We start from the raw sequence: 23351 nt of genomic DNA, 5'->3' as shown, positions 1-23351 counted from the left end.
TGGATTGTTCCTTAGCCCCGACAGTAGTGGCGCCGTGCAGAACGGATGGCGGGAAATGCCATTCCAAAAATGCCCAAGCCATTCGCTCCTCATAAAAAACCCGCTACTTTCGCAGCGGGTTGTTTTTTTATAATTAAACCTTGATATGTCCCCAATTTTCACCGCTTTTGATGCGATACACCTGCATTTCGCTGATGCCAAATTGCTTGGCTAGCATTTTGATGCGGTTCTTTTGATTGGGATTATTCAGTAACTTTTTTAGATGAATCACTTTGGTCGTTGTTAATTTTCTCCCATCGGATTTGAGGTTGTGTTCCAAGAGTTTCTGCATTGATTTGATGACATGCGGACTTTTCTTCCGGTGTTCCATCATTTCCTCATGGGTAGCCCATTTTAGATTATTGACAGAATCATTATCGCGCACATAGTCTAAATGCAACACGTGTTGTTGGTCTTCTGATGTTTTCGGAATAAATAATTCGGCGACTAACTTGTAAATAAAAAATCCTTTTAACACCTTTTTTCCATCTACTCTTTTAACGTAGCGAAACATGGTGTAACCGTCGGCTTTCGATCCTTTCAAAACATTGCCGTCGCGAAAATCATTTGTAAAACTAATCAGCCTGCCTCTGTTGGAAACGGCGTATCTGAATTTCAATACATCGGGTATTTCGATTTCTCGAAAAACTTCATTTGGGTATAGTCTAAGCATTGTAGTGGTATTTGCTTCTCAAACTTAATAAAAAATATTTTGCTATTACTCAAATTAAGCAATAAACACCATATTTTTCAAGGGATGAGAGAAAGGTATTATAAAAAATCCGCTACTCTCGTAACGGATTTTGTTTTTAGTCTCTTGAACCGAACACTTGCAACGCCCAATACAACAGCGAGGCTAAAGCACCAATCGCTGCAACTACATAAGTTCGGGCCGCCCATTTTAAGGCATCTTCGGCACCGGCGTATTCTTGTTGGCCCAACATGTTTTTGTTTTTCAGCCAAGCCAAAGCTCGGTTACTGGCGTCGTATTCTACCGGCAAAGTGATAAAACTAAAAGCGGTAGCAATGGCCATTAAGACCAAACCAAGTACGGCTATGTAAAACCCGAAACCTAGTCCGGCTGCAGCGCCAAGAATTAAACCTCCGAAGATTAAATATTGGGATAACGTTGAGGAAACATTTACAATCGGTACTAACTGCGAACGCAATTGCAACATACTGTAAGCGGTTGCGTGTTGCACGGCGTGACCGCATTCGTGTGCAGCAACGGCAGCGGCAGCAGCGTTTCTTTGGTTGTAAACGGCTTCACTAAGATTGACCGTTTTGTCGGTCGGATTGTAATGATCCGTTAATTGACCGGGAGTTGAGATGACTTTTACATCATAAATTCCGTGGTCTTGTAGCATTTGGGTAGCAATTTCAGCACCGCTCATGCCGTTGCGCAAATTAATTTTGGAATATTCTGCGAATTTGCTCTTGAGTTTGGAGCTTACGGCAAAACTGACTAGGGCAATCAAGCCGATTAAAATATAATATCCTATCATGATTTCTAAATTTTAGTTTCTACAAGGTCATCAAATTGTACGCCAAAGGAAAATCAATGACAGCTTGTCATTTATTTGCAAATGGTTATGAAAGCAATGAGTTCGGCGCCTTCGTAATAGGTAAAGGAAACGCTGATAATTTCGTAACCGGCATTGGCTTTTTCATTAAGAAAGTGTTCTACTTTTTCGGTTAGTCTTTCTTTCATGCTGGCAAAGCCTGCCTTTTCAACAATGGTGTGGATTTCGTGTTTTTTCATGATTTTGGTTTTTGCAGTTATACGGCGATGTTGACTTTTGGTTACAAAAAAACCCAAACTGTAAAAAAGTTTGGGTTTCTTTTATTTTATTCGTCGGTTCGAAAGTTATCCTACTAAGTTAATCACTTTTCCGGGAACGATAATGACTTTATTGGGTGTTCTTCCTTCTAATTGTTTGATGGTTCTTTCATCTGCCATTACGATTTCCTGTATTTGTGGCACAGTTAAATCCAAAGGCAATTTGATGGTGAAACGCATTTTTCCGTTAAAAGAAACCGGGTATTCTTTTTCCGATTCTACCAAGTATTTCTCGTTCACGATTGGGAAATCTACCGTTGCGATTGATCCTTCGTGTCCTAATTGGCTCCATAATTCCTCAGCAATATGCGGTGCATAAGGCGAAATGACGATAGCTAATGGTTCTAAAATCGCTCTGTGGTGGCATTTTAGTTGCGCCAATTCGTTTACACAAATCATAAACTGCGACACTGAAGTATTAAAGGAGAAGTTCTCGATATCTTCCGTTACTTTCTTGATGGTTTTGTGGAGCGATTTGTACATTTCCGGTGTTGGTTCGTCGTTAGTGACAGTCAAACCGGTGTTTTCATCAAAGTACAAACGCCATAGTTTTTTTAAGAAACCGGAAACTCCGGTAATTCCGGCTGTATTCCAAGGTTTGGCTTGTTCTAGCGGCCCAAGGAACATTTCGTATAAACGCAACGTATCAGCGCCGTAATCGTTGCAAATATCATCCGGGTTTACGACGTTGATAAAAGATTTCGACATTTTTTCGACTTCCCTACCAGTTTTGTATATATCTCCTTTATCATTTACAATTGAATCAAATTGTTCTTGATAATTTTTTAATTCTGTAATAGAAATTTCATCGGAAAGATTAACCAAATTAACCGGAACTCTTATATGTGCTAGAGTTGTTGAATAAGCTAATCCACTTGCTATTTGAGATGCTTTTTTATATTTTGGGTAATTATTTTCTAACCAAATATTGATTTCTGAATAATCATTTTCTTTAGCGATAACATCATATTCCTCTTTCGTTAAAAGATAGAAAAATGGTCTATCAACGGGTTGTGCTATTTTGTTAGAGTTTAGAGTGCTTGCATCATTCTTAAAAGAAAAACTAATCCAAACACCATAAATATATGCACTCATCCCCAAAATCATTCCCTGATTAATCAGTTTTTTGAACGGTTCTTCTGTTGGGGCGAAACCTTTGTCTTTTAGGAATTTGTTCCAAAAACGCGAGTACAACAAATGGCCGGTGGCGTGCTCACTTCCGCCTATGTATAAATCAACGTTTTCCCAGTATTCCAAAGCGTCTTGGCTGGCAAATTCAGTGTCATTGTGGGCATCCATATAACGCATCCAATACCATGAACTGCCTGCCCAACCCGGCATGGTGTTGAGTTCTAGAGGAAATACTGTTTTGTCATCAATCAACTGGTTACTGACCACTGAACACTGAACACTGTCCCAAGCCCAATGAGTTGCATTGCCTAATGGCGGTTGCCCGTCTTCAGTAGGTAAATATTTTTCTACTTCCGGCAACACGATAGGCAAGTATTTTGCATCAATCATTTGCGGTAAGCCGTTTACATAATACACCGGGAATGGTTCGCCCCAATATCTTTGGCGAGAGAACACGGCATCGCGCAAACGGTAATTGGTTTTGCCTTTTCCTTGTCCGATGGCTTCTAATTCTTCGATGACTTTTTTCGTGCCGGCTTTGTAATCCAAACCGTTTAGGAAATCGGAGTTGACTAATTCAAAACCATCTTTGGAAGCAAAAGCTTCTTGTGAAATATCTTGGTTGAAAATGTTTTTAATTTCAGGCATGCCTTTTTGACCTTTGAAGAAATTGGCAAACGCATAATCTCTTTCGTCGCCACAAGGCACGGCCATTACGGCACCGGTTCCGTAGCCTGCCAACACATAATCGCCAATCCAAACCGGAATCGGTTCTTTGGTGAATGGATGTTCAGCATATGCACCTGTGAATACTCCGGAAATGGTTTTGACATCGGCCATTCTTTCTCTTTCGGAACGTTTGGCAGTGGCTTCTACATAAGCTTCGACAGCTGCTTTTTGTTCGGGTGTTGTGATTTGGGAAACCAATTCGTGTTCCGGTGCTAAGGTCATGAAAGTTACTCCGAAGATGGTATCAGGTCTGGTCGTAAATACTGAAATTACGAATTGCGAATTAGGAATTACGAAGTCTACGCTTGCTCCGACAGATTTTCCAATCCAGTTGCGTTGTGATTCTTTAATCGATTCGCTCCAATCAATGGTTTCCAGTCCTTGTAATAATCTTTCGGCATAAGCGGAAATGCGCATCGACCATTGGGTCATTTTTTTGCGGATGACCGGATGACCGCCGCGTTCGGAAACACCGTTTACGATTTCATCATTGGCGAGAACAGTTCCTAAAGCCGGACACCAGTTAACTTCGGTCTCAGCCAAGTAAGTTAATCGGTATTGGAGTAATATTTTTTGTTGTTCTTCATTTGAAAAGCTTTTCCATTCTGCCGCTGAAAAAACAGGAATATTATCGTCACAAACCGCCTCTACAGTTGTATTTCCTTGATTTTCAAAAATTTCTGTCAATGCAGAAATATCATATGCTTTTCCATGTTTAGTACAATACCAAGAATTATACAATTGGATAAAAATCCATTGGGTGTATTTATAATAATCTGGATCTGAGGTACGCACTTCTCGACTCCAATCGAATGAAAAACCGATTTTGTCTAATTGCTCACGGTAACGGGCAATGTTTTCACGTGTGGTTTTCTCCGGATGTTGACCGGTTTGGATAGCATATTGTTCTGCCGGAAGTCCAAAAGAATCATAGCCTTGCGGATGCAATACATTGAACCCTTTATGACGTTTGAAACGCGCCACGATATCGGAAGCGATATAACCCAGCGGATGCCCAACGTGCAAACCGGCTCCGGATGGATAAGGAAACATGTCGAGGACGTAATACTTGGGTTTATCGGAATTGTTACTAGCAGCAAACGTTTGGTTTTGTGCCCAATACTGTTGCCATTTGGCTTCGATTTTTTCGTGGAAGTATTTCATTCGTCTTTTATATTGTTTTTTATTGGTCTCATGCTGTCGCTCTTCGAGCTCGAGTCATCTTTAAAGTTGCTAAGTCGCTGAGTGACTGAGTTGCTGAGTTTTTTATTGCGTTTAATTTTTTAGCCCCGATTGTAGCAAGTATACTTTTTTAAAATAAGGCGTCTCGACTACGCTCGACGTGACAAAAAAGATACTGCGGAAAGCGGGAAAATGGTTGGCTGAAACCGCCCGAACCAATCGCTTCCCAAACTAAATTTGGGACAAGCCTAAAAATTTTTAAGCGACAAATTTACATTTAATATAATTAAGTTAAAAGTTTGTACGTTAAACAATTTTCTTTACTATTTTTACGGCTAAAATTACTGTTTATGTCAGATTCATTTGAAAAGTTTCAGAAACGCAGGGTGATTACCTCCTATTTTTCGGTAGTGTTGAGTATCTTTTTGGTGTTGTTTTTACTAGGAACTTTGGGGCTTTTTGTTATCAATTCCAAGCGTTTATCTGACAATTTCAAGGAAGAAATTGCGATGACGGTTTTCTTCAAAAACGAAGCTAATGACTCGGTGATGAAAGCTTTTACTGAAGAAATGAAAATGGCGAAATTTGCCAAATCTTTTGAATATGTTTCCAAAGAACAAGCGGCAATGCAACACAAAAAAGTAATTGGCGAAGATTTTATGCAGTTTTTGGGTGTGAATCCGTTGCAGAATTCGTTTGACATTCATCTGAAAGCCGATTTTGTAAACAATGTGGAAATCGCCAAAATTGAAAGCCGTTTGCGTAAAAATGAAATGGTAGCCGATATTGTTTACGACAAGCAATTGGTGACTTTGGTCAACGATAATATCAAAAATATCAGTATGTGGATTTTGATTGTAACAGGCGTCTTTGCGTTTGTCTCGGTGTTGTTGATTAACAGTTCGTTACGACTATCGATTTATGCTAACCGATTTATTATTAAAACGATGCAAATGGTTGGCGCGACCAAATCCTTTATTAGAAAACCATTTATCAAAACTAGCGTGATTCTTGGCTTTATTGGCGCTGTTCTGGCGATTTTGGCTTTGATTGGTTTGTTAGTTTATATCCAATTTAACTTCCCGAATTTAGGCATTATGGAAGACCAATTGTCGATTGGCATAGTGTTGTTGGGCGTTTTGCTCATGGGCATAGTGATTACTTGGATTAGTACTTATTTTGCAACGCAACGCTTTTTGAATTTAAGAACAGACGATTTGTATTAAAGAATAGACAATAGACGGATAGATAATAGACATAAAAAAGACCCTTATGAAAAACAACGAGCAACAGCCGGATTTTCTTTTTGAAAAAGTAAACTACAAAATATTATTAATTGGCATGGCCGTGATTGCCCTTGGATTTATTCTGATGAGCGGTGGCGGAAGCGACGACCCAAAAGTTTGGAACGATGCCGTGTTCAATTTTCAAAGAATTCGCTTAGCACCAACGGTTGTTTTGATTGGTTTCGGGATTACGATTTATTCGATATTTAAGAAAAGTAAATAACTTCTCGGATTGTTGGATTATTAGATTTTTGGATAATTGGCCCTTTACAATCAACCAAAGCAAAAATCTAACAATCTAATAATCTAATCATCTAACAATCTAACCAATGGATTACATTCAAGCGATACTTATCGCCATTGTGGAAGGCTTAACCGAATACTTGCCGGTTTCTTCGACAGCTCACATGATTTTTACCAGCTCATTTTTTGGCATTCAGGAAGATGATTTTGTTAAATTGTTTCAGGTTTCTATACAATTTGGGGCGATTTTGGCCGTAGTGGTTTTGTATTGGAGAAAGTTTTTTGACTTCCGCAAAATCAACTTTTATGTTAAATTGGCTTGTGCAGTTATCCCGGCTTTGGTTTTGGGAAAATTATTTGATGATAAAATTGACGCCGTGCTTGGCAATCCGATTCCCATTGCGATTGTCCTAATTATCGGTGGAATCGTTTTGCTTTTCATAGATGGTCGTTTTCATACTCCAACAGTGGCCAATGAGGAAGACATTACCATCAAGAAAGCAGTAACCATAGGTTTTTGGCAATGTTTGGCCATGATGCCCGGCACAAGTCGTTCAGCAGCTTCCATCATTGGCGGTATGCAACAAGGATTGACCAGAGAAACGGCGGCGGAATTCTCTTTCTTTTTAGCGGTTCCTACGATGTTGGCGGTTACAACTTATTCTTTGTTTCTAAAAACTTATGAAACGTCTCAATTGAAAGGATATGAATTGCTAACGCAATCTCCGGATAACTTGAAAATGTTTTTGGTTGGGAATATTGTGGCTTTTGTTGTAGCTATAATTGCGATTAAATTCTTTATCGGAATCATCAAAAAATACGGTTTCAAACCTTGGGGTTATTACCGAATTGTAGCAGGCGTAATTTTGCTGGCTTATTTCTCTTTAAACAAATAGACATTGAAAACGGCTGAAGATTTTTTAGAAGGTCAAATACTTTTGATTGACAAACCTTTGACTTGGTCTTCGTTTCAAGCGGTGAACAAATTGAAATACATTCTCAAAAGAAAATACAATCTTCCTAAGAAATTTAAAATTGGTCATGCCGGAACTTTAGATCCGCTGGCAACCGGTTTATTAATTGTTTGCACCGGAAAGTTTACCAAAAAAATTACTGAGATTCAAGGGCAAGCCAAAGAATATACCGGAACGATAACTGTTGGCGCGACTACGCCTTCTTATGATTTGGAAACCGAAGTCGATGCAACTTTTCCAACCGAACATATAACCGCTGGATTAATCCAGACGGCAATTCAACAATTCATTGGAGAAATCGATCAAAAACCACCAGTGTTTTCGGCCATCAAAAAAGATGGTATTCGTTTATATGAACACGCTCGTGCCGGTGAAGAAGTTGAAATTCAAGCCCGAAAAACCACCATACATGAATTTGAAATCACCCGAATCGCTTTGCCTGAAATTGATTTCAGAGTAATTTGCAGTAAAGGCACTTACATTCGTTCTTTAGCTTATGACTTTGGAAAAGCCTTGAATTCAGGCGGTTATTTATCCGTTTTACGCCGAACTAAAATTGGCGATTATAATGTGATAAATGGTGTTAGTCCTGCGGAATTTGAACAGCAGTTAACTCAAGAGTAGTCATTAAATCCATAACTTCTTTTTGAGTCGATAATCCTTTATCATGTAAATACCACAATTGCAAATTGGTTTTCGCGGTTTCATCTACTACGCCGTGTTCAGCTTTGTAATCTAAAATCAATTGTTTAGCACCTTGCGGTCTTGGTCCGAAATCGCCTAAAACTTCTAAAGTGTTTTTGTCCAGAATAAGCAGCTTTGGAATGCTTCTCGCGCCATTGGTTAGAAACAAATTCATCAAATCATTGTTATCATCACGAAGCACAATTTTGAAATCGATTCTTGGGGAAAGTTCCGCCATTTTGTGGAAAATTGGAACGAGTTGCGCTGCATCGCCACACCAACCTTCGGAAATTACCAGCCAAAGGTATTCTCCTTTTAATGCTTTTAATTTTTCCGTGAACTCATCAGTAATTTTGATGGTTTTCTCTAAACGGTTCATACGCGTTTCATTCAGTTCAGAATAATGCGTTAACGCTTCTGATTGTTCGTTTCCGGTTGACTTTCCTTCTTTTAAAAGTGATGAAACTATATTTCTGTATTCTGTGTAAGTATAACTTTTAACCAAACTGGCTTGGATAATGGCTTCCATAAAAATTGTATTTGATGCCGCAAAGCTACAAAACCAAAGAGGATAAAAAAGTGATAAATGTTACCAAACATTATTTTTAACGAATACGATACAAAAACAGAATATGTTTATATTTGCATCACTTTTGATATTAAGAGGAGAATGTCCGTTGGACATTCGGTTTTTATAATCGAAGTTTCATTTTTTAAAACACACTAAAACATTATAATGAAATACAAAAGGATTCTTCTAAAACTAAGTGGTGAAGCGCTGATGGGCGACCGACAATATGGAATTGACCCAAAACGCTTAGCTGAATATGCCGATGAAATTAAAGAAATACATTCTAAAGGCGTAGAGATTGCCATCGTTATTGGTGGTGGAAATATTTTTAGAGGAGTTGCCGGAGCCAGTAATGGCATGGACAGAGTACAAGGCGATTATATGGGTATGTTGGCTACCGTGATTAACGGAATGGCTTTGCAAGGCGCCCTAGAAGACAAAGGCATGCTAACCCGTTTGCAAACCGCTTTGAAAATTGAAGCCATCGCTGAACCTTATATCAAAAGAAGAGCCGTTCGTCACCTTGAAAAAGGCAGAATTGTAATCTTTGGTGCCGGAACCGGAAATCCGTATTTCACTACTGATACTGCTGCCGTTTTACGCGGTGTGGAAGTCCATGCTGATGTGATTTTAAAAGGAACTCGCGTTGATGGAATTTATGATGCTGATCCTGAAAAAAATGCCAATGCTGTGAAGTTTGAAAGCATCACTTTTGATGACGTCATCAAAAAAGGATTGAACGTAATGGATTCAACCGCTTTTACTTTGAGTCAAGAAAACGAATTGCCAATTGTGGTATTTGATATGAATAAAAAAGGAAATCTATTAAAAATTTGCCAAGGCGAAAATATAGGAACTGTAGTAAAAATATAGTTAGCAGTCGCAGTTTACAGTCGCAGTAATCTGTGCTGAAAACTGAGACTGAGACTGACCCGAAGCGTAGCCGAACTGTATGGAGCGCAGCGGAATAAAAACTTTTTAAAAAAAATGGAAGAAATTGAATTTATTTTAGACAGCACGAAAGAATCAATGGAAGGTTCTATTGCGCATTTAGAAAAAGAATTTTTAAACATCCGTGCCGGAAAAGCTACGCCTCAAATGTTAGGTGGTGTTTTTGTAGATTATTACGGTTCGCAAACGCCGCTATCTCAAGTGGCTAACATCAATGTTCCTGATGCCAGAACGATTACGGTTACACCTTGGGAAAAAAACATGTTGCATCCTATTGAAAAAGCCATCATGGTTGCCAATCTTGGGTTTAACCCAATGAACAATGGTGATAACATCATCATCAGCGTTCCGGCTTTGACCGAAGAAAGAAGACGCGACTTGGTAAAACAAGCCAAAGCAGAAGCAGAAGATGCCAAAATCGGAATCAGAAATGCGCGTAAGGATGCCAATACTGACATCAAAAAATTAGAAAAAGAAGGTGCTTCGGAAGATATTTGTAAAACCGCTGAAGATGATGTTCAAAAACTAACCGATGCCTATATCCGAAAAATTGACGAACATTTGGCTGTCAAAGAAGCCGAAATCATGAAAGTGTAACTTTTGTTAATTCGATATTAAAATCCGTCTCGTACGGATTTTTTTATTCCTATTTTTGTAGGCAATTCGAGCCAATCCGTTTCAAATGAAGCCACTGCTAATTATATTTTTATTCTTCACCTTGTCGCTTCAGGCTCAATTTCAAGTCAATGGTATTGTCAAAGATGCTGAAACTAAAAAAGCACTGCCTTTTGCTACAATTTCTACAGAAAACGGAAAAGCAACCTTATCTGATGTCGATGGAAAATTCAGTCTGACATTGTCTTTTCAGCCCGAAATTATAAAAGTTTCCTATGTAGGTTATACAACCCAAACAATTTCCATTTTCGAAAACAAAACCTTTTTCTCTATTTCACTTTTACCCGAAATTGACACGCTTAAGGAAGTGGTATTGTCGAATGAAAATCCGGCCAATACTATTATCAAGCAAGTCATCCGACGAAGAGATGCCAACAATCCGGAGAAAAAGCTCAAAACTTTTCAATACAAAACCTATAATAAATTATTAGTAAGCGCCAATCCTGATTCGATTTCGGGTAAAATTGACACGCTTTTTGTTGATGTGGTTACTAAAGATAAAATTGCTAAAATAGATTCAGCTGAGTACAAGTTCAAAAAAATAATCGACAAGCAACATTTATTTCTGACCGAAAAAGTATCTCAGTTTCAATTTGAAAAACCCATTCTCAAAGAAACAATCATTGGTACCAAAATGGCCGGTTTTAAAGAACCGATATATGAATTGTTAGGCTTTAGTTTGCAATCTTCTTCAGTGTATGACGACAAATATGAACTCTTTGAAACCAAATACATCAGCCCAATTTCAAACAAAGCACTCAAAGAATACCGTTACAAAATTTTGGACACCACACACATCAGTAATCGTGAAGTGATTGTCATTTATTTCAAAAATAAAATCACCCGAAAAGGTTTGGAAGGTTTGCTGTATGTAGACAAAGAAAACTTAGCCATTGCCAAAGCCGTGATGCGCATTCGCAGTGTTTTGAATATTACCGGCCAACATGAATTTGACTTTTTACCCGAAGAAAATCTTTGGTTTCCAATGCATAAAAATTTTAAAATCGTTAAAGGAAAAAGCAAAGAACCTACGGCTATTTTGAATGGCCGAATTGAATTTGCCGCAGAAAATGACGAATCCGATTCGAAAAAGAATGTCTCCGATTTCACTTATCTTACTTCGGAAATGGAAGTGTACGATTTGAAAATCAATAACGATTTAAAAATCAGAAAATCTAGTATCGCGATTGAGGTCAAACCCAACGCTAACAATAGAGATGACGTTTTTTGGAATGAAAACCGGAAAGACAGTTTGGACCTTCGGAGTCAACGGACTTATGTAGTTTTAGACAGCGTAGTGACCAAAGAAAAGATTGAAAAGAAAATCAAATTCGGTCGAAAAATTATCAATGGTTATCTTCCTTTTGGTCCGTTTGACTTTGACTTACGCTATTTGTTAAGTTACAACAATTATGAAGGTTTTCGTTTGGGAATTGGCGGGGTAACCAACGAACAATTCTCCAGAAGATTTCGTTTAGAAGGTTATAGCGCTTATGGCTTAAAAGATGAAGACACTAAATACCATTTAGGCGGCGCGATTCGCGTGGGGAACTTTTCTAACTCATGGATTGGTGGTACATTTACCGATGATGTGCGTGAGATTGCGAGTACTAATTTTGCCATTGACAAACGGGTTTTCAAGTTGTATGATCCTCGTCCGATCAATATTAGTACGTTTTACAACCACCAAACTTGGCGTGCTTATATCCAAACTAAAATCATCCCGAAAACCGAAAGCATCTGGCAAATCACCCAAAGCGACATTACGCCTTTGTTCGACTATACTTTTATTTACGAAGACAAAATATACCGCAGATTCACCATGACTTCGGCGATGGTTTCGATACAATGGAATCCGTTTAGCGATTATATGCAAACGCCGAATGGCAAAATTGAGTTTGAAAAACGTTACCCGAAATTCACCTTTCAATTCACTAAATCGCTGTCAAACTTTTTCAATAACGACTTTGAATTTAGTAAAATTGACGCCCGAATTGACTATGAAAAAAAATACCTCAACGGACAAAAATCGGCTGTTTTAGTCCAAGGAGGTTATGTTTTTGGTTCCTTACCCTTAACCCATTTGTACAATACTTCGCCGAATAATTTGACCAAAGACAATTTGTTGCAAAGAATCACCATTGCCGGAAAAAACAGTTTTGAAACGATGTATTTCAATGAGTTTTTCTCGAGCGAATTTGTAATGCTGCAGTTCAAACACGGCTTCAAACGCGTAGAATTGTTCAAAAAAGTAAAACCTTCTTTGGTTTTGGTCACGCGAATGGCTTGGGGAAATATGAAAAATCCGGAAAATCACATCGGTATCGAATACAAAACGTTAAACGAAGGGTTCTTTGAATCAGGCATCGAGTTGAACCAAATTTACAAAGGCTTCGGACTGACCGGATTTTACCGTTACGGACCAAACCAATTGAGCCGATTGGAAGACAATATTGCGATTAAGTTGAGCTTTGTGTTGGATTTAGGGTTTTAATTACGGCTTAATAATCAACACCGAAGGAATATCCTGTAACCACGAAACTTCTTCTTCTACTAATTTTTTCCAAGTTTCCAGGCTGAAAATCAACAAATCCTGTTCTGCTAAAAATGGCTTCGTCACTTGTTTAGGTTGGAATACCTCAAATTTATCGCCGTGTTTTTGTTCTAAAGCTTCTAGGGAATTTTGAATAAGGAAATTGTTTTTGGTATGATCATTATTGTCTAAAATAGTAACTTGAGCATTATTATTCTGCATCAATCTTTGCACATAATCTACCAGAAAAACATCACCTACGCTGTAAATCCCAACAAAAACTTTATCGACTTGCTGTAAATCTTTATCGATTAAAATACCCAGAGGTGTTTTGGTTTTAGAAATAATTAAACGCGTTCTTTCATCAAAAGGTGAATTTTCAAACAAGCCTTCTTTTCCGGTGAATTTATCTAATAATCGGTCCGGATTAATGATTCGAGAAGTAAATCCAAGTACTTTCCCTAAAATGGTGCCTTCAAAAATCGACTTTCCTAAACCTACTAAAACCAAATCATATTTCCCTTCTAAAGCCACATCGGCTATATCTGTTTCAATATCTCCGGTGGCTTTGAAAATGGTCGTGATTTCTTGGTTGAGCTTTTTAGACTCTTTTACAATGGGTTCGAAGGTTTCTTTTTCATATTCTTCAATGTTAAACGCGTGCATTTCATCACTCATGGTTAAGTGCATGGCCGTAACGTTTGCAGCTTCCGGTTGGCCTTTTACCAAACTGTTGGCTAGTCTTAAAAGTGATTTCCCTTTTTCGTTGTTGCCAAAAGAAATCAGAATTTTAAACTTCGAATTCTTTTTCACTTCTGACGGAATTATGATGTCTTTTGTTTTGAAAAGATAATTGATAATATCCAGTGCCGGTCCGGTCATAAAAGTGGTCACCAAAGCCATAATTACCATCATCGTAAACACTTTTGGCGAAAGCACGCCCAATTCGTAACCAATATTCAACACCACTAATTCCATCAAACCTCGAGTGTTCATCAAAGCACCGATGGTTAAACTATCGCGCCAACTTTGACCGACAAATCTGGCAGCCAAAGCGCTTCCAAAGAATTTTCCAACCACGGCAACCGCTATAATACAACCCGTAACTTTCCATAAATAAGGTTCATTAATCAGCCCGATTTCCGTACGCAAACCGGTAAAAACAAAGAACAACGGCAAGAGTAAAATTACCGCAACATCTTCTACTTTTTCGATAAAAACATTTCTGAATCTGGAAATATCCGGCATAATCGCACCCATCATAAAGGCTCCGAACAAAGCATGAATCCCAATTACTTCAGTCACATAAGCCGAAACAATCAAGGTCAGCAGAAAAATAGCTACAACCGATTTTTTGATGTTGTCTTTTTTAGCGTATAAATCACCAACGCGTTTCAAGAAAGGTTTCACCACGAAAAGCATCGCCAAAACATAAAGCAAGGCCAATGCGATTATGTAGAGCGAACTCACAAAACTTCCGGCTTTTACGATAGCAATAACCACTGCTAAAATACACCAAGCAGTGATATCATCGGCAGCAGCACAAGTGATGACAATAGTTCCTAATCGGGTTTTGTGAATGCCTCGCTCTTGTACAATTCGGGCCAAAACAGGAAAAGCCGTAATACTCATGGCAATTCCCATGAACAAACTGAAAGCCAAAAATTCAACACCGGCCGGCGCAAATTGGTGGTAAATAAAATAAGACAATCCAATTCCCAACGCAAACGGAATCACAATACTGGCATGACTAATTACCACGGCGTCATTGGCTTTGTTTTTTAGGACTTTCAAATCCAATTCCATCCCAATTACAAACATGAAAAGGATTAAACCTACTTGACTCAGCATTTGCAAATTTCCAAGCGAAGCTACCGGAAAAAGCGCTTCTTTCATCTCCGGAAAATAGAGCCCGAATAAAGATGGTCCGAGTGCAATTCCGGCAATGATTTCACCAATAACGGAAGGCTGACCAATCTTTCTGAAAATCCAGCCAAAAATTCTGGCGACTAAAACAATGGTGATGATTTGGAAAAGCAACAAAGCTAAAGGATGTTGCAAATTGTGAAATAGAGAAGATAAAAACTGAATCCACTGACTGTCGGTCGAAGAAGGCGAAATGATATTTCTGCCTATTTCCAACAATTTTCCTTGCTCAATAATCCAATACATTAAGTAGCCAAAACCACCGGTTACCAATAAATAAAATAAAGTGTTCTTTAGATTTCTCATTCCAAAAAGTTGTGCTTATGCTTACAAAGATGCTAAAAAGTCATCAATTTTTTTCATTTTTTTCAGCTAATAACAATTATTTAAAATGTATTCCTAAATCGACATTAAATTAGAGAAATCTTTGCCTCAATCAGCCTAAAAATTTTACGGTTTTAATTACCTTTGCAACCGTTTTAAAATTGGCATGAAAAAGAAAATAACAGTTGGATTTTGGGAATTTATCGCAGGTATTGTACTTCGAAACAGAATTGCGATAATAAGTGGCATCGGTCTTTTTACGCTCTTTTTAGCCTTGCAATGGAAAAACATCCATTTCACTTACACGGAAGCCAACTTATTACCCGATGATCACATTGTCAACCAAGAATACAATACTTTTCTTAAAGAATTTGGCGAAGAAGGAAATGTAATGGTTATTGGTTCTAACGATCCGAGATTATTTACCCCGAAAATTTTCAAAGAATGGACTAAATTAACCGATGAACTCAAAAATCAACCCGAAATCGAGTTGGTTGTTTCCATTGATAACATTAAAAAAATTCAGAAAAACGACAGTACGGAAACCTTTGAAATCAAACCCTTCATCAATTCGAATAAAACCGCTGATGCTAACTATTTAAAGGAAATCAGGACTGAACTCTTTTCAAAAACTCCATTTTACGAAGGATTATTATACAATAAAAACAACACCATTCGCTCGGTGATTTACATGGACAAGAAAATTGTCAATACACCCAAACGAAAAGATTTTATAGTCCAAAATTTTATTCCGAAAATTGAAGCTTTTGAAAAGTCAACCGGTATTGATTTAAAAGTTTCGGGTATGCCATACATCAGAACTTTGAACGCCAAAAGCATTTTGGGAGAAATCAGCTTGTTTATTGGCGCAGCACTTTTCATCACTTCGCTGATCTTTTTCTTGTTTTTCCGTTCGCATCGCGCTACTTTGATTTCGGTACTGATTGTTATTATCGGGGTCATGTGGACTTTTGGTTTTATCGGCTTATTCAATTTTGAAATTACGATACTTACCGGATTGATTCCTTCTTTGGTGATTGTTATTGGTATTCCCAACTGTATTTTCCTCACCAACAAATACCAACAAGAATTTCAAAATCACGGTAACAAAGCCCGCGCATTGCAAAGGGTAATTACCCGAGTTGGAACTGCAACTTTGATGACGAACCTTACTACTGCGGCCGGATTTGCGACTTTTATGATTACCAATAGTGAGCTGCTCAAAGAATTTGGTTTGATTGCCGCCATTAACATTGTAGCATTGTTCTTTTTGTGTTTGATCATCATCCCTATTTACTACAGCTATCAGCCGGTTCCAAAAGCCAAACACCTAGAACATTTAAACCGTGATTACACTCAGAAATTTATTAATTGGATTGAAAAAACAGTAAAATACAACCGTCGTTATGTTTATACTGTAGCGATTTTGCTTTTTTTCTGCAGCATTTTTGGAGCCTTGCAAATTAAAACTTCAGGTAGTTTAACTGAAGACATGCCTAAAAATACCGATTTTTTTAGAGACATCACTTTTTTTGAAAAAGAGTTTGACGGCGTGATGCCTTTGGAGATTACCATTGACACCAAACGAAAAAAAGGCGTAATGAAATTGTCCACGCTAAGACGAATGGACGAACTTCAACAAACTATTGAAAGCATTCCCGAACTTTCGAAACCAATTTCTATGGTGAATTTGGTCAAGTATTCCAAACAAGCTTTTTATAACGGAAACCCGGAATATTATGCTTTGCCAACTTCACAAGAACAAGCTTTTATTTTAACCTATGCTAAAAATTCGACTAAAAACTCAGATGCCGATTTGATGAAAAGTTACGTCAGCAAAGATGGTCAAGTAGCTCGAATTACCACTTTCATGAAAGACATTGGCACCGGAAACATGGAAAAAGTGGAAAACAAATTGTTAGACAAAATCAAAACTATTTTCCCGGAAGAGCAATACAAAGTGACCTTAACCGGAAAAGCATTGGTCTTTGAAAAAGGAACGAAATACTTGCTTGACAACTTAGTTACTTCATTGCTGTTCGCTGTTTTATTGATTTCGTTATTGATGATTTTCATGTTCCGATCTTTCAAAATGGTAGTAGTTTCTCTGATTCCTAACTTATTGCCTCTGATTATCACAGCAGGTTTAATGGGTTATTTTGGCATTCCGTTGAAACCGTCAACTATCTTGATTTTCAGCATCGCCTTTGGACTTTCGGTTGATGACACCATTCATTTTTTGGCACAATACCGACAAGAATTGGGCAAGCACAATTGGAAAATTAAAAAATCGGTTTTCGCCACTATCAAAGAATCCGGTGTTAGTATGTTTTATACTTCAGTTGTATTATTCTCCGGATTTTCTATTTTTCTGCTCTCTAGTTTTGGCGGAACTGTAGCACTTGGTGGATTAATTGCCATAACTTTGCTTTTTGGTATGTTATCTAATTTAATGTTACTACCTTGTTTGGTCTTAACCTTAAATAAATCGTTAGCTAACGAACAAGAGTTTATAGAGCCTAAAATTGATGTTTTAGAACAAAAAGACGACGACGAAACAACTGAAATGGAAAAGAACAATAAATAATTTATATTTGCGTTTAGATTATAAAATCTAAATATTTAAAATTTAATCTCTGATATTTAAATGAAACATTCAAAAGTTAAAGACCTACTAGGTAGCGAGAAAACGAACTATGAAGTAACCGTAAAAGGCTGGGTAAGAACTTTTAGAAATAATCAATTTATCGCATTGAACGACGGTTCAACCATTCATAACTTACAGTGTGTTGTCGATTTCGAAAACACACCGGAAGAAACTTTGAAAAGAATCAACACCGGAACGGCAGTGGCTTTGACTGGGAAATTGGTAGAAAGCCAAGGCGCGGGACAGAAATACGAAATTCAAGTGGCTCAATTGGAAATCTTAGGCGATTGTGATGCGGAAAAATTCCCAATGCAACCTAAGAAACACTCTTTGGAATTCCTGAGAGAGAATGCCCATTTACGTGTGCGTACCAATGCTTTCGGGGCCATTATGCGAGTGCGTTCGGTATTAGCGCATGCGGTTCATACTTATTTTCAAGAAAGAGGATTTGTTTATGTGAACACGCCTGTAATTACAGGAGCTGATGCAGAAGGTGCAGGCGAAATGTTCCAAGTGACTTCTTTGCCGCTCGACAGTTTGCCAAGAACAGAAGACGGACAAATTGATTACAAAAAAGATTTCTTCGGAAAACATACTAACCTTACCGTTTCCGGACAATTAGAAGGCGAAACTTTTGCGATGGCTTTAGGTCAGATTTATACTTTCGGGCCAACTTTCCGTGCGGAAAATTCGAATACTTCGCGTCACTTGGCGGAGTTTTGGATGATTGAGCCTGAAGTAGCTTTCAATGATTTGGTTGACAATATGGATTTGGCGGAAGATTTCATCAAGTTTGTAATTAAATATGCTGTAGAAAGATGTGCCGATGATTTGAAATTCTTAGAAGGCCGATTACTAGACGAAGAAAAACAAAAACCACAAGCGGAAAGAAGCGAAATGGCTTTGTTAGAAAAATTAAACTTTGTATTGAATAATGATTTCAAACGCGTTTCCTATACAGAAGCGATTGACATTTTAAGAGATTCAACGCCGAATAAAAAGAAGAAATTCCAATACCTTATAGAAGAATGGGGTGCCGATTTACAATCTGAACATGAACGTTTCTTAGTAGAAAAACACTTTAAATGTCCGGTGATTTTATTCGATTATCCGGCAAAAATCAAAGCGTTTTACATGCGTCTGAATGACAATACCGAACCCGGAAAAGAAACCGTTCGCGCCATGGATATTTTATTCCCTGGAATCGGTGAAATCGTTGGCGGTTCGCAAAGAGAAGAGCGTTATGATGTTTTGGTCGAAAAAATGAAAGCCATTGGCATCGATGAAGAAGAATTATGGTGGTATTTAGACACGCGTCGATTTGGTTCGGCTGTGCATTCAGGCTTCGGATTAGGTTTTGAAAGATTGGTGCTTTTCGTAACGGGAATGACTAATATCAGAGATGTAATTCCTTTTCCGAGAACGCCACAAAATGCAGAGTTCTAAATGAGTTTCAAGTTTCAAGTTCAAAGTTTCAGGTTACAAACTTGAAACCTAAAACCTGAAACAAAAACAACAAAATAAATTATGTTAAAACAATTCCTAAATCTAAAACTCTCCCAAAAATTATCTCCACAGCAAATCCAGCTGATGAAGTTAATTCAATTGCCTACGCAAGCTTTTGAACAAAGGCTCAAAGAGGAATTGGTCGAAAATCCGGCTTTGGAAAGCGGCAAAGACGAGGAGGAATTGTATGAGAAAGATGAGTTTGACAACAATGATGAATACGATGATTATGAAGGAAGCGAGAACATTGAAGCAGACGAAATCAACATCGACGAATATTTAAGCAACGACGAAACACCGGATTATAAATTACAATCCAACAATTACAGCGATGATGACGATGACCGCGAAATGCCTTTTGCTGCGCCGGTGAGTTTTCATCAAGATTTAATCAATCAGTTAAATACTTTTATCTTAACGGATGAACAACGAGAAATTGCCGAGTTCTTGGTGGGAAGCATCGATGACGACGGTTATTTGCGCAGAAGCATTCCGGATATGGTTGATGATATGGCATTCACCCAAGGGATTTATACTGAGGAGAAAGTCGTTGAAAAAATACTCCATATCATTCACGAATTGGAACCATCGGGTGTTGGTGCTCGTGATTTACAAGAATGTTTATTGTTGCAATTAAAACACAAAACACCTACGGAATATGTAGAATTGGCCATTGATATACTCGAAAACCAATTTGACGCCTTTACTAAAAAACACTACGAAAAGTTACTTCAGAAATACGAGATTACCCAAGAACGGTTGAAAAAAGCCATTGAGGAAATCGAAAAACTCAACCCAAAACCGGGTGGTTCTTTTGACAGTAGCAGTCGGGTTGTTGAGCAAATTGTGCCCGATTTTGCCATTCGTATTGTAGACGGCGAATTGGAACTGACCTTAAACGGCAGAAATGCGCCAACGTTGCACGTTTCCAAAGATTATCAGGAAATGTTGCAGACCTATAAAGATTCTCGTGACAAATCGCATTCACAGAAAGATGCGGTGCAATTTATCAAACAGAAATTGGATTCGGCCAAATGGTTTATCGATGCGATTCGCCAACGCCAAGAAACGCTTTTTGTGACGATGAATGCCATTATGCATTTCCAACAAGAATACTTCTTAGACGGTGAAGAAACCAAATTGAAACCGATGATTTTGAAAGATATCGCCGATATGGTTGGGTTAGATATTTCTACCGTTTCTCGTGTGGCGAACAGCAAATATGTTGACACGCCTTATGGAACGAAATTAATTAAAGAATTCTTTTCGGAAGCGATGAAAAATGACCAAGGTGAAGATGTTTCTACGCTTGAAATCAAAAAAATTCTAAAAACTATAATCGAAGAAGAAGACAAATCTAAACCACTTCCGGATGATCAATTGGCTGAAATTCTCAAAGAAAAAGGCTATCCGATTGCCCGAAGAACCATTGCGAAATACCGAGAATTGTTGGATATTCCTGTGGCTAGGATGAGGAAGAAGATTTAATACTTATCATTTGGTTTGTATCCAATTTCTTTTCTCGGAACTGCATTTTCTTTCTTGTCAATTAACTCGTCTAAATAATTAAAAACGAGTTCTATATTTTTATTATGATTGGTAAGTTTCTTTTTAATTTCTTCAATTTCTAACTTCAGACTTAAAGAATCGGTTAACACTTCTCTGATTTTAGTAAATACCCGAATAATTTGAATATTTACTTTTATGGCTGTTGGGCTATTTAAAACACTTGATAACATGGCTACCCCTTGTTCAGTAAAAGCCATTGGTCGATATTTAGAATGGTTTCCCCTTTTTAAGGTGCCAAATTGGCTCCTTAAAATCTCGTGCTCTTTTTGAGTTAACTCAAACATAAAATCTTCAGGAAATCTTTCAATATTCCTGCGGACTTGCCTTTTCAGTTGCTTTGTTTCTACATTATAAAGTGCAGCTAAATCTTTGTCTAACATCACTTTTTGTTGTCTTATTACATAAATTTTACTGCTTATAATTTCATCAGTTACAATGATATCTTCTTTCATGCTTTCAAACTTAAATCTTTATCAAATATAGTTAAATTCTTTCAAAAAATTTCTTCTTCAATTCCTATATTTGCCTTAGCAACAAAATCACTTTGAAAAAAATCCTGCCCTTTTTTTCGTATGCCTTCCATCCCATTTTTATTCCTTTATTAGGAACTGTTTTTTTTGTGCTACTCGATGCTCGTTACTTTACGCTGGCGCAATATCTGATTTTATTTTTGCAGATTGTTATCATCACTTTTTTGTTGCCAATGGCTTTTTTCTATTTACTGAGAACCTTTGGAAAGATCGATAATATTATGCTCTCTGATATTTCACATCGCAAAATTCCTTTGCTTCTGCATATCGTCTTGCTTTCTATATTGATCCAAAAAAGCATTACCGTAGACCGTTTTCCTTCTTTATACTTTTTCTTTTTGGGCGGAATTATGAGTGCTATCTTTGCTTTTCTGTTACTTTACGCCAAAATAAAAGCCAGCATTCACATGATTGGCATTAGCGCTTTGACCATTTTTATTATTGGCTTAAGCCTGAAAAATGAGATAAATACAATAAATTTAGTGGCCTTTTTTATTATTCTAAACGGATTGGTAGCTTCCTCAAGATTAGTGATGAAAGCGCACACCAATAAAGAATTGCTGATAGGATTTTTGTGTGGCGTCTTACCACAAATAGGTTTGCTTTACGTTTGGCTATAGAATGTAAAACATCAAACCAAAGTTGGCCGAGTTCATATCAATAGACTGACCTTCGATTTTAGCCGAGGACTTAAACAAGGGATTCAAACCGTAATAAGCATAAAGATTCCATGTATTCCAACCGGTTGTCAAATAAATACCGTAATGAAAATCGTTTAAATCCTTAAGGTTAGTTTGTCCAACATTGCCTTGGGAAGATTCTAATTTGTATTGGTCATGAAAAAGATAACTCAACTTAATTCCTAAATGAACTCGCCAAAACTTATGACTATCGGGCGTTGAATTCCTCCATCTGAATTCGATAGGTAAATCAACGTAATGCAAAGACAATTTGTTTTTAGAAAAAGTGATATTATCGGTATTTAAAATCTGGTAAGTGGTTTCATTGTTGACATCAATAATCCCCATATTTTGATTAAAAATAGACAACGAATAACCCAAACCAACTGCCAAAGAAACAGTTCTCTTTTCATTCAAAGGCATGTCTCTTAAAAAACCCAAAGCAATTCCCGTAGAAAACTTGTTTTGTTTTAAACCATCGGGACGTTTTAGTAACGTATTGTAGGTGACATTAAGGTAAAACTGGTCTTCGCGATAAAGCGAATCCGGCGCATCAAAGTCTTTTTCAACGTCTTGAGCGAAAGAGCTCAACGTGATAAAAAAAAATGAAATAATGAGTTTGATTCGCATGTTTATTGGACTTAATCCGATAGCGAATGTACATTATTTCGTTTGATTATACAATTATTTACCTTAAAACGGGATTTTCGTTTTTTATCCAAGGATTACCTGCGGTGAGCCCTTTTGGGGAATCTTGGTCGATAAAAACCTTGCCTTTTTTAAAGGCTGTTTTCTTTTGTATGAAAAAAAATTAGAAAGTGAACTTATAACAGGATTACCTGCGGTGTTCCCTTTGAGGAATCTTGGTCGATAGAAACCTTGCCTTTTTCAAAGGCTGTTTTCTTTTGTATGAAAAAAAATTAGAAAGTGAACTTATATTGGGATTACCTAAGGTGAGCCCTTTTGGGGAATCTTGGACGATAAAAACCTTGCCTTTTTCAAAGGCTGTATTCTTTTGTATGAAAAAAATTAGAAAGTGAACTTATATTGGGATTACCTAAGGTGAGCCCTTTTGGGGAATCTTGGACGATAGAAACCTTGCCTTTTTCAAAGGCTGTTTTCTTTTTTTGAAAAAAATTAGAAAGTGAACTTTCTATTTTTTTCAGAAAAAGAAAACCGAAGCAAACGCTTCGGTTTTTATCGCAGAGAGGATGGGATTCGAACCCACGATGCAGTTGCCCACATACAAACTTTCCAGGCTTGCTCCTTCAACCACTCGGACACCTCTCTTTTTTGGAGTTGCAAAGAACAACAAATTTTTTCAGTAAAAA

The 23351-nt window shown here is 37.6% G+C and carries 19 protein-coding genes and 1 tRNA gene; 11 read left to right on the top strand and 9 right to left on the bottom strand.

Annotated features, from left to right (window positions below; genetic code table 11):
- Positions 1-133: 133 nt before the first annotated feature.
- The 4 genes from ACK4R1_RS03290 to ACK4R1_RS03275 all read right to left on the bottom strand — a co-directional run bounded on the left by ACK4R1_RS03290 (position 134) and on the right by ACK4R1_RS03275 (position 4903).
- Positions 134-712: a hypothetical protein gene (locus tag ACK4R1_RS03290; protein ID WP_409683582.1), complete on the bottom strand. Its 579-nt coding sequence runs from the start codon at positions 710-712 to the stop codon at positions 134-136.
- A 136-nt stretch (positions 713-848) separates the two neighbouring features.
- Positions 849-1544 (bottom strand): zinc metallopeptidase, encoded by a 696-nt coding sequence (locus ACK4R1_RS03285; RefSeq protein WP_409683580.1) that lies wholly within the window; start codon positions 1542-1544, stop codon positions 849-851.
- Positions 1545-1615: 71 nt separating this feature from the next.
- A complete protein-coding gene (locus ACK4R1_RS03280; protein ID WP_409683577.1) occupies positions 1616-1801 on the bottom strand; it encodes a hypothetical protein in 186 nt (61 codons plus the stop codon).
- Positions 1802-1906: 105 nt separating this feature from the next.
- Positions 1907-4903 (bottom strand): leucine--tRNA ligase, encoded by a 2997-nt coding sequence (locus ACK4R1_RS03275; RefSeq protein ID WP_409683575.1) that lies wholly within the window; start codon positions 4901-4903, stop codon positions 1907-1909.
- A gap of 368 nt (positions 4904-5271) precedes the next feature.
- On the opposite strand from ACK4R1_RS03275, the gene ACK4R1_RS03270 reads away from it, so the two are divergent.
- From ACK4R1_RS03270 to truB, 4 genes are all read left to right on the top strand, one after another.
- Positions 5272-6147 carry a cell division protein FtsX gene (locus ACK4R1_RS03270; RefSeq protein ID WP_409683572.1) on the top strand — a complete coding sequence of 292 codons (876 nt, stop codon included), beginning with the start codon at positions 5272-5274 and terminating at the stop codon, positions 6145-6147.
- Between the two features lie 46 nt (positions 6148-6193).
- On the top strand, positions 6194-6430 hold the full coding sequence (locus ACK4R1_RS03265; protein WP_409683569.1) for a DUF3098 domain-containing protein: 237 nt from the start codon (positions 6194-6196) through the stop codon (positions 6428-6430).
- A 106-nt stretch (positions 6431-6536) separates the two neighbouring features.
- The gene (locus ACK4R1_RS03260; RefSeq protein WP_409683566.1) at positions 6537-7346 is read left to right on the top strand and encodes an undecaprenyl-diphosphate phosphatase; all 810 of its coding nucleotides are present in this window, start codon (positions 6537-6539) and stop codon (positions 7344-7346) included.
- 3 nt (positions 7347-7349) lie between these two features.
- The gene (truB, locus tag ACK4R1_RS03255) at positions 7350-8048 is read left to right on the top strand and encodes a tRNA pseudouridine(55) synthase TruB (protein WP_409683563.1); all 699 of its coding nucleotides are present in this window, start codon (positions 7350-7352) and stop codon (positions 8046-8048) included.
- On the opposite strand, the gene ACK4R1_RS03250 is transcribed toward truB, so the two are convergent.
- Positions 8008-8637, bottom strand: a complete 630-nt coding sequence (locus ACK4R1_RS03250) for a thioredoxin family protein (protein WP_409683561.1) — start codon at positions 8635-8637, stop codon at positions 8008-8010. The two genes, truB and ACK4R1_RS03250, sit on opposite strands and share 41 nt — an antisense overlap.
- A 207-nt stretch (positions 8638-8844) precedes the next feature.
- Between ACK4R1_RS03250 and pyrH the strand changes: the two genes are divergently transcribed.
- From pyrH to ACK4R1_RS03235, 3 genes are all read left to right on the top strand, one after another.
- On the top strand, positions 8845-9552 hold the full coding sequence (pyrH, locus tag ACK4R1_RS03245; protein ID WP_409683558.1) for a UMP kinase: 708 nt from the start codon (positions 8845-8847) through the stop codon (positions 9550-9552).
- A 114-nt stretch (positions 9553-9666) separates the two neighbouring features.
- A complete protein-coding gene (gene frr, locus ACK4R1_RS03240) occupies positions 9667-10227 on the top strand; it encodes a ribosome recycling factor (protein WP_409683556.1) in 561 nt (186 codons plus the stop codon).
- Between the two features lie 85 nt (positions 10228-10312).
- Complete coding sequence (locus tag ACK4R1_RS03235; RefSeq protein ID WP_409683554.1) at positions 10313-12799, top strand: DUF5686 family protein; 2487 nt, start codon at positions 10313-10315, stop codon at positions 12797-12799.
- Here the strand turns inward: ACK4R1_RS03235 and ACK4R1_RS03230 are convergent, their stop codons facing one another.
- The gene (locus tag ACK4R1_RS03230) at positions 12800-15070 is read right to left on the bottom strand and encodes a cation:proton antiporter (protein WP_409683551.1); all 2271 of its coding nucleotides are present in this window, start codon (positions 15068-15070) and stop codon (positions 12800-12802) included.
- Between the two features lie 184 nt (positions 15071-15254).
- Here ACK4R1_RS03230 and ACK4R1_RS03225 point away from each other — a divergent pair, with 184 nt between their 5' ends.
- The 3 genes from ACK4R1_RS03225 to rpoN all read left to right on the top strand — a co-directional run bounded on the left by ACK4R1_RS03225 (position 15255) and on the right by rpoN (position 20729).
- Entirely contained in the window at positions 15255-17675 is a 2421-nt protein-coding gene (locus ACK4R1_RS03225) for an efflux RND transporter permease subunit (RefSeq protein WP_409683548.1), read from the top strand.
- A 60-nt stretch (positions 17676-17735) separates the two neighbouring features.
- Positions 17736-19181 (top strand): asparagine--tRNA ligase, encoded by a 1446-nt coding sequence (gene asnS, locus ACK4R1_RS03220; protein ID WP_409683545.1) that lies wholly within the window; start codon positions 17736-17738, stop codon positions 19179-19181.
- A gap of 81 nt (positions 19182-19262) precedes the next feature.
- On the top strand, positions 19263-20729 hold the full coding sequence (gene rpoN / locus ACK4R1_RS03215) for an RNA polymerase factor sigma-54 (RefSeq protein WP_409683542.1): 1467 nt from the start codon (positions 19263-19265) through the stop codon (positions 20727-20729).
- Here rpoN and ACK4R1_RS03210 read toward each other — a convergent pair.
- The gene (locus tag ACK4R1_RS03210) at positions 20726-21262 is read right to left on the bottom strand and encodes an ORF6N domain-containing protein (RefSeq protein ID WP_409683540.1); all 537 of its coding nucleotides are present in this window, start codon (positions 21260-21262) and stop codon (positions 20726-20728) included. The two genes, rpoN and ACK4R1_RS03210, sit on opposite strands and share 4 nt — an antisense overlap.
- A 92-nt stretch (positions 21263-21354) precedes the next feature.
- On the opposite strand from ACK4R1_RS03210, the gene ACK4R1_RS03205 reads away from it, so the two are divergent.
- Complete coding sequence (locus ACK4R1_RS03205) at positions 21355-21960, top strand: hypothetical protein (RefSeq protein WP_409683538.1); 606 nt, start codon at positions 21355-21357, stop codon at positions 21958-21960.
- Here ACK4R1_RS03205 and ACK4R1_RS03200 read toward each other — a convergent pair.
- Together ACK4R1_RS03200 and ACK4R1_RS03195 are read right to left on the bottom strand one after the other, a co-directional pair.
- The gene (locus ACK4R1_RS03200; protein WP_409683535.1) at positions 21955-22650 is read right to left on the bottom strand and encodes a porin family protein; all 696 of its coding nucleotides are present in this window, start codon (positions 22648-22650) and stop codon (positions 21955-21957) included. The two genes, ACK4R1_RS03205 and ACK4R1_RS03200, sit on opposite strands and share 6 nt — an antisense overlap.
- A gap of 573 nt (positions 22651-23223) precedes the next feature.
- Positions 23224-23310, bottom strand: a tRNA-Ser gene (locus ACK4R1_RS03195).
- Positions 23311-23351: the final 41 nt, after the last annotated feature.

The organism is Flavobacterium sp., from assembly GCF_046293665.1.
GTDB lineage: Bacteria > Bacteroidota > Bacteroidia > Flavobacteriales > Flavobacteriaceae > Flavobacterium.
Note: the sequence above shows the minus strand (reverse complement) of the source record. Positions and strands in the feature narration are given on the sequence as shown.

Excerpts from the sequence above, each read along its gene's own strand:
- ACK4R1_RS03290 (WP_409683582.1), bottom strand. The coding sequence starts at position 712 with ATGCTTAGACTATACCCAAATGAAGTTTTTCGAGAAATCGAAATACCC.
- ACK4R1_RS03285 (WP_409683580.1), bottom strand. The coding sequence starts at position 1,544 with ATGATAGGATATTATATTTTAATCGGCTTGATTGCCCTAGTCAGTTTT.
- ACK4R1_RS03280 (WP_409683577.1), bottom strand. The coding sequence starts at position 1,801 with ATGAAAAAACACGAAATCCACACCATTGTTGAAAAGGCAGGCTTTGCC.
- ACK4R1_RS03275 (WP_409683575.1), bottom strand. The coding sequence starts at position 4,903 with ATGAAATACTTCCACGAAAAAATCGAAGCCAAATGGCAACAGTATTGG.
- ACK4R1_RS03270 (WP_409683572.1), top strand. The coding sequence starts at position 5,272 with ATGTCAGATTCATTTGAAAAGTTTCAGAAACGCAGGGTGATTACCTCC.
- ACK4R1_RS03265 (WP_409683569.1), top strand. The coding sequence starts at position 6,194 with ATGAAAAACAACGAGCAACAGCCGGATTTTCTTTTTGAAAAAGTAAAC.
- ACK4R1_RS03260 (WP_409683566.1), top strand. The coding sequence starts at position 6,537 with ATGGATTACATTCAAGCGATACTTATCGCCATTGTGGAAGGCTTAACC.
- ACK4R1_RS03250 (WP_409683561.1), bottom strand. The coding sequence starts at position 8,637 with ATGGAAGCCATTATCCAAGCCAGTTTGGTTAAAAGTTATACTTACACA.
- pyrH (WP_409683558.1), top strand. The coding sequence starts at position 8,845 with ATGAAATACAAAAGGATTCTTCTAAAACTAAGTGGTGAAGCGCTGATG.
- frr (WP_409683556.1), top strand. The coding sequence starts at position 9,667 with ATGGAAGAAATTGAATTTATTTTAGACAGCACGAAAGAATCAATGGAA.
- ACK4R1_RS03235 (WP_409683554.1), top strand. The coding sequence starts at position 10,313 with ATGAAGCCACTGCTAATTATATTTTTATTCTTCACCTTGTCGCTTCAG.
- ACK4R1_RS03230 (WP_409683551.1), bottom strand. The coding sequence starts at position 15,070 with ATGAGAAATCTAAAGAACACTTTATTTTATTTATTGGTAACCGGTGGT.
- ACK4R1_RS03225 (WP_409683548.1), top strand. The coding sequence starts at position 15,255 with ATGAAAAAGAAAATAACAGTTGGATTTTGGGAATTTATCGCAGGTATT.
- asnS (WP_409683545.1), top strand. The coding sequence starts at position 17,736 with ATGAAACATTCAAAAGTTAAAGACCTACTAGGTAGCGAGAAAACGAAC.
- rpoN (WP_409683542.1), top strand. The coding sequence starts at position 19,263 with ATGTTAAAACAATTCCTAAATCTAAAACTCTCCCAAAAATTATCTCCA.
- ACK4R1_RS03210 (WP_409683540.1), bottom strand. The coding sequence starts at position 21,262 with ATGAAAGAAGATATCATTGTAACTGATGAAATTATAAGCAGTAAAATT.
- ACK4R1_RS03200 (WP_409683535.1), bottom strand. The coding sequence starts at position 22,650 with ATGCGAATCAAACTCATTATTTCATTTTTTTTTATCACGTTGAGCTCT.